At 39.4% G+C, this 10907-nt stretch carries 1 protein-coding gene; it reads left to right on the forward strand.

Annotation, left to right across the window (positions count from 1 at the left end; all coding sequences use genetic code 11):
* The coding region (locus tag HT697_RS09955; RefSeq protein ID WP_173263127.1) for a hypothetical protein at positions 1-10907 on the forward strand (10907 nt) is incomplete at both ends.

The following is a 10907-nucleotide window of genomic DNA, read 5'->3' on the forward strand; positions in this document are numbered from 1 at the left end:
CCGGACTCGCCACTCCAGATGGAGCTGTAACTGAGCAACCAACCGGAGGGAACCGTCGTAGAAGAGGAGGCTTGAGCGCGGCAGCACCAGCTGCAAACTCAGTCAATCCATCTGCTGGAGGGAACGCAACTACTCCTGGAGCTGGCTCTCAAGCTACTCCACAGACGCTCCCAACCTATACAAATACAGAAGGTAAAAATGGTGTTTATGACCTAAAAGATGAGTTAGAGTTTATCACTAATCAACTCCGAGCTAACGGAGCATCAGCAGATAAAATCCAAGCAGCTAAGGCAGCTGCTGATAAGTTCAATGAAGCCTTCTCTAAAGGCAACACCATCAGTCAAGAAGACTTTAGTGCTGCTTTAGCAGATCTGAAAAAATCTCGTGGACTGATCGAAGGGGTACTTCGTGAAAATGATGTGAATGCAGGAGAAGTAACAGGACCTGTAAATCCAGCCGAGTCTGCAACTCCAAGCGAAAACAATGTAACCATCCAACCGCGCACCAACACTACAGGATGGTCGGGTTTCCGCTCGATGCCAGCAGGCGCACCAACTCGTACGAGACGTGCGCCTGGACAGGATAGAGCGATAGCTACAAGAAGTGGTATAGAATCAGCGGACTACGATACAAAAACAGGTTACTTATTTGAGAGTGGTCAGAATGGTTCTCCCTACCCTAAGTATTCTTATGTATTCTATTCAAAAGGTGGAGTAGGGAATACTTATTATGAAGGTGGAAAGATTAGCGAAGCTTACCAAGGGTTTCACATCAATGTTCGACCAACAAAAACAGGTTTATACTGGCAGATAACGGTTAATGAGAACCATAAAACGCTGGGAGTCAATAAGGTTTACTTTACCCTTCCACAAGGTCAAGTTCTAAAGAGCGGATCTGTATCTGTTCAAACGTTTAATAAAAATGGTGGAACATTACTAGAAAGACCAACAGTAGCATCAGGAGAAGATGAGCTGAAGAACGCTTTGTCAAATGCTTTTAGAAATCTTCCTCAGGATTCGCCTTTTAGAGGTGCGGAACTTAAAGATGTAGAAAAAGGAACAAAAGATAAAACAAATGCAAGGATATCAAATATAGGAACAACTCAAGCTCAACGTTTTAAAGTCGGAACTTTAGAAGATATTGCTAGAGAACAAACTTACGGAGCTGGTTATCTAAACAGAGGTTTCTATAATAGACGAGATATTGAACCAAGTAATTTACAAAAATATTCAGATGCTAAATTTAGCACCATTCAGAATGATGTTCGTGATGTGTATACTTTCTCGTTAAATAGTGGTGATGACCATTCTTATAAAATCACTTTTGAGACAAGTGGTTCAAACGATTTAGGTAAATTAACTTACGCTGGTGGTCTTAAGCGTGTAGAAAATGCTACTCGTCAATTAATCAACCAATGGTATGCAAGAACACCTGAAGAAAGAGACGACACAGATAAGTTCAAGTTTAAAATAAGCGGGAATGGATATTTTAAAGTTAATCAGAATACTGCGTATGTTAATTTTATTCAAAACAACTACATCGGAACACAGGTCAGAGATGAAGGAGGGAATAAAGCATTTAACTATCCCCAATATATAGATAATCCTCTTAATCCTGAAACTAAAGGGGTTCTTACTTACTCTGGTGATGGTTCAAATGAAAAAGCCTTCAATATTGACTTCACTTCATACGGGGACTACAGTGATGAAAGTGATCAACCAATTGAGAAACAAAAAGGGAAACAAGAAGCCAATCGTAGAAATCAAAGTTTTAGAGTAACTGATGAAGATACTAATAGGGTATATGATTTAACAACGGATGCTGGTAAGAAGCAAATGACTATGGACATTATTTCGAAACCTGGTGTTCATAATTTCCGTTATGTACGTAGATTCCCAACTGATAATTCTTCTGATGATGGGAAATTGAGCTTTGTAACAAAACCTAAGACACCGACGCTTCAAGCGTTGACTAATAGAGCTGAGATTACGACTAATGTTACAGCTAGTGGTGGTACTCAAGGTTATAACATGGTTCTATACCGCAAGTTGGATAATGGAAACCTAGAAAAGGTTAAAATGATTAAAGACGGTGTAGAAGTAGACGCTGTAGCGGAAGCAAATGCTCAAGGGCAAGCTACTTTTACAGGTGTAGAATTAGCACAAGGTAAGTATGTTGTTAAAACAGTTGTTGATGATTCTTGGATTGATTATGACAATACGAAACAACAAACTGTTGAGTCAGATAATAGTGCAGAAATGATCGCCACAGTAGGACAAAAATTCACGGCGAAACCTGTTATCACGCAAGATACAACCGACTTATCTCTGGCAGTTAAGATTGGTCAAGATAATGCTACTAAGGCTGTAGTTCGTTATACTGATACGAATAGCAAAGAGCAAAACGTTACTTTTGTCAAAGGGACTGATGGAAACTGGAGCAAAGAAACAGCGACAGCAAACTCAGGGATTAGTATTCAGTCAAGTAGTAATGGAACAGCAGTGGTTACATTACCGAATGGAACAGCAAAACCAGCATCTACTGTCTATGCTAAACAAAAGGTTGAGAATAAAGCTTATAGTGAGGAAGCATCAAAAGAGGTTTCTCAATTACGTATTGGATTAGCTAACGGTCTTGGAACGGACATCAGACGAGATAAATTTAAAACACTAGTACCGGACTGGCCTGCTACGGCAAATACACTCAAATTTATTGCTCAAGGAAACACTAAAATTAGAGATATAGCTGTCACTGGAAGTGAATCTTTAGGCATTAACTGGGTAAAAGAGGGAGTCGGAGGCACAAGAGCTTCTATCAAGGCGAACAATCCTAGTGGCTTCTCTAGAGATAAAGGAGGAGTTCATCCTCTGACAGTAACTGTTACTACAGAAAATGGTAAAAAGGAAACATTTGAGACTAGTGTAATTATTCCACCTAAAGCAGGTACTTTTGAAACAACTGACGAGCAACTAAAAGAAAAAGCAAGTGAAAAACCAACGATTAAAGTGAAAGACTTGAATACAAATCTTGGTTTTGGAAATATTACTTCTCCTGAACTTGAGTGGAAGGCCTATCTTGTAAAAGGTGGTAGAGATGCTGAGCCTGATTATGATAAATATTACTTCAAATCAGCTACTGATTATACAGTCTTAGCTTCGTCAAGTATAACTGCTGATGGTAAGGCAACCTTTGATGCTGCAAGTTATAGACAGACGAATGTAGGAACAGATCCGTTAAAAGTCGTCACAGCTTTAGTTCACAAAGGTACTGATACAGTCTTTGATGGAGTTGTATCAACTCTAAGCACAAGTACAGTTCAGGCAACTTCTCAGAAACAACCTTTCGCAACAAAACCAGTTCTAGCAACAACTCCTAATGGAGATGTGACTGTCAAAATAGGACAAAATGGAGCTACATCTGCGGTTGTTACTTACGAGATAGCAAATGGAAGACAACCTGTAATACTCCAAAAACAAAATGGAACTTGGACTAAGTTTGAAGGACTAGGGCAAACTCCGGCTACGGTTGTAAATGCAGCAGATGGTACAGCGATGGTTACAGTTCCATTTGGTACCGCGCGTTCAGGAACGCAACTTAGTGCACAACAAAGAAGTAATGATACAGATCCAAGTGAGGCAACTACAATTACTGTTCCAACAGATACGACAGTACCTGAAGTTAAAATTGGGACAGGAGATAATGCTCAAACATTGCCTCAATCACGAAATGACTCGGATGCTAGGGATGCTGTATATGAAGTGGTTCAAGGTCAGGCATTCAGACCAGAACTAAAAGCCTGGGATAATTTTGAGAAGCTAACGAAATTTAGAATAGATAATTTGCGTCCTGGCATAACAGCTACTAATGCAAATGATGCCTTCAATACGACGACTAAGTACAGTCAACAAGCACCATTTAGTCCAACATTCACAGGGAATATACCTGAGAATACAGCACCAGGTGTCTATACATCTACTATAACAGTTAGCGATGGAACAACAGGAGATAAGAACTATTACTTTAAGTATAAGGTTCTTCCAACCGCTCCAACAGTGACACCTACTACACAGATAGGTAACCAAGTGTTATCGAATGATAGAACTCTAAAGGGAACGGCTACAGCTGGTGCTAAAATCAAAGTAACAGTTGCAGGTCAGACAGTGGCTGAAAATATTCAAGTAGGAAGTGACGGACATTGGACAGTAAACCTTAGAGAAGGGTTAAATAGTAACCATACTAACCAGACTCAACTAGTTGCTAAAGACCCTGTAGCTGTTACTCAGACGGTTAATGGCGTAGAAAGTCCTAGCACAAATGTTACTGTTGCGGTAGGTTCGACAACTATTGAACCATCAGAAACAGGTGGAACTACCTTGTACGCAGGAGCTAAAGAAGTAGTCGTAAAAACACCTCATGATGCAGGTATGTTCTACTTGAGATATACAGATAAAGATACTGGAGCTACAAAAGACTTAGGATTCAAACGCACTAGTATTGATGGGCCGTGGACTTCGGTAGATTCGTCACAAGCAGTAGTAAAAGGTACTCCAACGAAAGATGGTTTCACAGAAACAGTGACAATCGCAATGAAGAAACCTATCAAAGTGGGAACAGCCAGCACGAAGACCAATATCTCAGAAGGAAACTATGGTACACCAGCAGATTGGCAAGTTATTTCTGTGACAAATGAAGCACCGACACTAGCTGGACCTCAAGGAAATACAACAACAATCGAAAAAGGTGGACAGTTAAACTTAGATACGCTAGTCACAGCTCACGATAAAGAAGACGATCAAAATGCAACACTAGGGAATGGTGTGACAAAAGAGATTGTTTCGGTAAATGGAGTTGCTGCGACAAAAACTGTTGATGTTAATAGACCAGGTTCTTATGTTGTGAAATACAAAGCAACAGATAGCCAAGGAGTATCATCGTCTGAATTAGATGTAACGGTTAAAGTTAAGCCAACAGCACCGACAGTAACTGCAGAGGATAACGGTGACGTAACAGTAAGACCAGCAATGCAGGATAATGTGAATACAGTAAGTTTCACCTATACAAATGCTAATACGACAAGTCCTACGAATAAGACGGTAACAGCCAATAAGACAAATAATAGCTGGTCACTGACAGGTGCTCCGACAGATGGTGTAACAATCGATGCCGCTACAGGTGTCGTTACGATTAAAGACCGAGAAATCAAAGACAATTCACAAATAACAGCAAAATCAGTGACGACTGATAATGTAGACAGTACTACGGTAACAGCTAACTCAAAAGTTGGAGATCGTGTAGCACCAACCTTTACTTTTAGCGATAAGTATACAGAAGTCGTGAATGGGGAACGTGTTGTTTATGTGACACCGACAGAAGAATTAAATACCAACCCAATTACTTTGGGAACTGTAGAAGATAATTCTGGTAAGTTGAGTGAAGTAGCCTTATTCCAAGGAGACTCGAGAACAACTACTCTGAAATATGGATTAAATTACAACAAAAAAGATAAAACAGATAATGGAGATGTCTCTGCACCATATGATATTCAGTTTACCGGTCTAGTACCAAAACTAAATCCTGATACAAATAGAGCATGGGATCTAACGAGAAACAACGGGAACTTAATAACTCTTTATGCTTCTGCAACAGATGCTGCTGGTAATCAATTGAAGAGTATCAGAAACACTGCTGATGAGCCTACTCGTGTTGTAATTAGACTTTTAACTCAAAAAGATAAGTATACTCCTCAAATCTCAACGCAGATCTTGAATAAAGATATTACTGCATCTAACGCGACGGTAAGTGAAGCTGAGTTTACTAACATCAAGCAACAGCTAGATTTCTCAGCGAGCAAAGGAGATGTAAGAATCGCTCGTAATACCGATGGTTTAACTATTGAGCGTAAAGACAATGGTGTGATTAAACATAAGGCGGATACGGATACTTATTATGTTGAGGCAACTGTGACTTATCCAGATGGAACAAGGGAAGATTTTGAAATTCCATTAGACCAAGGAGATAAAGTAGCTCCGAAGGTAAAAGTAAATGGTGTCGAGTTAAAAGACAATGTGACCGAAAACCCTACTTTTGTAGTATTCCGTGGTGCTACATTTAATCCAACATTCGAAGTTAATGATAACTCTGGAACAACAACTTATCTAAAAGCATCGGACCTTCCAACAGGGCGTGAATTCGTTAAAGACGAGAGCATGTCTAATGGAACAAATGCGCAAATCAATAGTGATAATACAGTTCCAAATACTGCAGTTTTAGGTGAACATGAGGCAAAAGTTTTAGTCAAAGATGCTTCAAATAACCAAAAAGAATACAAATTCAAGTATATTGTTGCTGATGTTGAATTAAAAACTTCTGAAAAAACAGTAGAATTCAACTCAACATTAGGAGATGCACATGAGTTTGTTAAAGCGGTTGTTGCTTCAAATTCGGATGGAGATGATAAATACTATCCAAGATCAATGACATTCAAATGGTCTAAGGACAGCTCGGATGTAGCAAATGATACTCAACTTACGACTCCTGGAACTGTAACCTATAAAGCAGTGGCTGATTTTTATAATCAAGGTGGAAAATACACTAAAGATATTGCTGGAATAGGTAATGGAGTAACTATCTACGCACCGGATAAGATAGAAAAACCAGTTACATTTAAAGTCAAACCAACAGCGCCAACAGTAAGACCACAAGATAATGGAACTGTGCTTATTACACATGACAACCAACCGAATGTAAATCGTATTAGTGTAACATACACAACTCAAGGAGATAATCCAAGGGAAGTGACATACACAGCGACGAAGAATGGTGATTCTTGGTCATTTGGTTCGGGTGCCCCTTTGACAGTAAATCCAACAACAGGAGAGATTAAACTTAAAGACGGTTATGTGAAAGAAGGTTCAACGGTAAAAGTTAAAGCTCTTACTACACCAACAACAGGAAATGTAGAAAGTACTGAAACTACTGAAACTGTAAGAAATAGAGACCACCAGTTCCCTACACTAACATTCCAAAACGTAGAAACAGATGCTGATGGAAATCGCGTAGTGTATATCACACCAACAGAAGAAGCTAATTTACCAATAGCAACGTTTAATGACAATTCAGGGAAATTAGTAGCAGCTAATTTTGTTGGATATGATGGAAGTCCTACTAATTTAAGTAGTGTAAATCTTGAATTTTCTAATAGATTTGCTAAAGATAGCGCTGAAACACAACATGATGCACCAATTACATTAAATGTTACAGGTAAGTTATCGAAAACAAATCCTGCTGATAGAAATAACTTGTGGACAGATGGAGGAACGATTGGAACTATTTATGCTGATGCAGAAGATGTAGCAGGAAATAGGTTGCATGAGTCTCCAGGAGCTAAAGACAATACTAAAAACAGTCCAACACGTGTGATACTTAAAGCAAGAACACAAGCAACTAAATACATACCTACTATCACTACTCAGCCGTTGGAGAAATATATTACTAACACGACGACAGTGACTGGGGATGAATTTAACGCTATGAAGGAAAACTTGACCTTCACTGCGACAAAAGGTAATGTAAATGTAACTAATAAAACATCAGACTTAACAGTTGCTATGAAAGACAGTGGTTTAATTAAGTCTAAAGAGGATGGTAGTCATTATGTCGGAGCAACTGTGACTTATCCAGATGGAACAAGGGAAGACTTTGAAATCCCGGTTAAGAGTATAAAACCAGCTGTACCAACTGTAACTCCTGAAACTAACGGAGATGTTACAGCAACTCCAGTAGACGAACCAAATGTCGATAAACTAGAAGTAACTTATACTCCAGCAGATGTAAATCAATTGCAAGTTAATGGAGATGTGACGAAAACTCCTCAAGCAGAGACAAAAGTTGTTGCTACTAAGGATGCTAATAATCAATGGAGCATTACAGAAGGTGCGAAAGATGGTATTAGCATAGATCCGAATACTGGTAAAATTACATTGAAGGACCAAGTCGTTAAGGGTCAATCAAATGTTGTAGCTAAGGTTGTTGCTCAAAATGTTTCAAGTGACAGCGCTAGTCAAACAGCTGCTAATGGAGATACTACGTTACCAGTTATCGGTGCTTCTTCGAAACTTGTCGAAGCTGGAAAAGAAGTCAATATTCCTCTTGAGCTATCAGACGCTGGTGTAGGTATTGATGAAAGTAATATCAAAGTTACAAACTTACCAGAAGGTTTGAGTTACGATGCAGCAAGCAACTCTATCAAAGGAACGTTGAAAGATGTTTCTAAGAGCGATATAAAAGTAGCTGTCTTAGATAAGAATGGTAATAAAGCTGAGAAAACTATTTCTCTAGTCGCTGTGAAGCCAAAAACAGTTTATGCAATCAGTGGCGGAACTATTGAAAATGTTGATGATGCAGCTAACTTCGTAGAAGTACCGGCAGGTGTTACTTTAACTTCTGCAACGTGGAAAGACGACTCAAAACCAACAACAGAAGTTCTAGGAAGAACCACTGAAACTGTAGTGGCAAATCTAGATGGTTATGATAACCTTGAATTAAGCACCCCAGTAATTGTATATCCAGGGGTTACTCTTCGTAAAGTGAATGGTAGAGAAGTGACAACTTACTATGAGGTTGTTGGTCAGCCATTGACATCAGCAGTATGGGGTACTGGAGGTAGAACGCAACCAGCTAAGCCTGATTTCTATGTAGCCTTTGAAGGTGATAAACCAGCAGGTACGACTATTGAATTTGAAGGTGGAATGCCGCCTACACCAAGTACAACAGCGGGAGAAATCACTAAAAAAATCATTGTGACTTATCCAAATGGGGCTGGGAAATTTGAAAGAGAACTTACTTTCAAAATATATGGCTATGAGCCAAATTATCCAACAGGAAAAGACTATTTTGAAACAGAAGTAGGAAAACCATTTGCAAATACAAATGTTACTTCTTATGTAAAATCAAGTACTAACTTCGGAACACCATCACAAAAATTCTTCGGATGGGGCGATGGTTATGGTTCTTCTCCAGTAGCTAAAGTACAGACAACTATAGGAGTACGAGAAGAAGAGGCCAATGTTCACTATGGAACTAAGGTTGATGAATATCGTGGTGACACTAGTCATAGGTATACAGACCAAAGAGTCAAAGTGGCTCTAGCTGTTAAACCAAAAGCACCAACACTTCAAGGTCAAGCAGGAACTAGACCTGCCGTTACGGTATCAAACTTACCAGAAGCTTCGCAATTAGCGTCAGGAGCAACTGTAAAAGTGCAACTTAAAGACGCTCAAGGTGATGTTGTAGCAGAAAAAGAAATTACAGCTGGGACAACAACAGTAGCATTCGCGGCAGCTGACTACAAGAAAGACCTAACATTAGGAGAACAATTAACGACTAATGTTCTTGTTTCTGGAACATACAAGAAAACAATTGCAAAAAATACAACAGAAGACACTGCTTATGAAGTATCTTCTGCTAAGAGTGATTCGGTAACTGTTAAAACGTATGCTGACTTCTACAGAAATCAAGTCACTTATCCAACGAATGCTGAAAAAGTGACTTATGGTAATAGTGATATTGCGAATGGTAACTTTACAGATGCAGCGAAAGAGAGCTTTGCAGCTAAAATTCAAGAAGTTAATGCAAATAATAATAACTTACCTGCAAATGTAACTTATACTAAGGGAACTACGGATGATAAGACTAAAGTAGCTACGATTAACTTCCCAGATGATGGCTCTACTATTGACATTTCTCATACGCAAGTAGCCAAACCAACAGCGCCGACATTTAATGCAACTGTAGGAAGTGGCGAAGACGCCAAACTAAGTGATGTGGATCGTACAATTTCTGGTACAGCCCTTGAAAGTGCTACGAAGGTTGTACTTGAATTACAAACTGGTAGAACTGTTGAAATTGAAGCTAATAATGGTAAAGACCCAGCTAATCTTCAACCAGGCGAAGGTGCACTGAAAAATGGTGTCTGGACCTATAAACTTCCAGATAATACCTACTTACGTCAGACAGACCAATCTACTGAAATAGGTTCATCTACATTACCGGTGAAAGTAAAACAGACTGTCTTTACTGCCGAAAGCGATGAAAGCAAGATTTATGTAGCCAAAGAGCGTAATTTCGCAGGGAAAACCATTACAGCAGCTAAGGGAAGTCAAACTCTGACAGACTTGAGAGCAGATGCTCGAAAAGGTATTAGCTACACTGAAAAGAATATCGAAAAAGACTTCCCAAGTGACTTTACAGCTACATGGAAAGACGGACAGCCTGACGTTGAAACAGTTGGAACAAGAAAATATACGGTTCAATTAACTGAAACTTCTGCAACTGCCACAAATAAAGTCGGCGAATACGATGTAACGATTACAGTGACAAATTCAGCACCAGCAGCGTTGACTTATGAGAACAAGCAAAATGGTGAAACTGTTGTAACTATTCCAGAAGATGCAGACGAAGTGGTATTTACAGTTCCTACAACTGATACAAATGTAAATACAATAACTGTAAGTAAAGCAGATGGATGGAGCGCAAATGGTATTGAAAAACGTGGAAATACGTGGGTATTCCCAGCGAACTCAGTACAAGGAAATCGTCAAGTAACAGCAGTTGCGACAGCAGGAAGTGGCGATACCAAGAGTGCGCAAACACCAACGTCAATTTCAGCGCCTGCACATACAGTGACGACTAAGACGATTACAAAAGTGATCGGTGAAAATCCTACAAATGCAGAGTTACTTGCTGCGGTAGATGTAGCTGACAAAGAATCAGCTGCACTGAAAGAAGGAACACAATATCCAACTACAGTAGGTAGCCATAATCTTGACGTTGTTATTACTTACGCAGATCAAAGTACAGAAAAAGTAACAGTTCCGTATGTGGTGAAACCAGCAGACAAGACAGCTCTG

Source organism: Streptococcus sp. 1621, from assembly GCF_013276615.1.
Taxonomy (GTDB): Bacteria; Bacillota; Bacilli; order Lactobacillales; family Streptococcaceae; genus Streptococcus.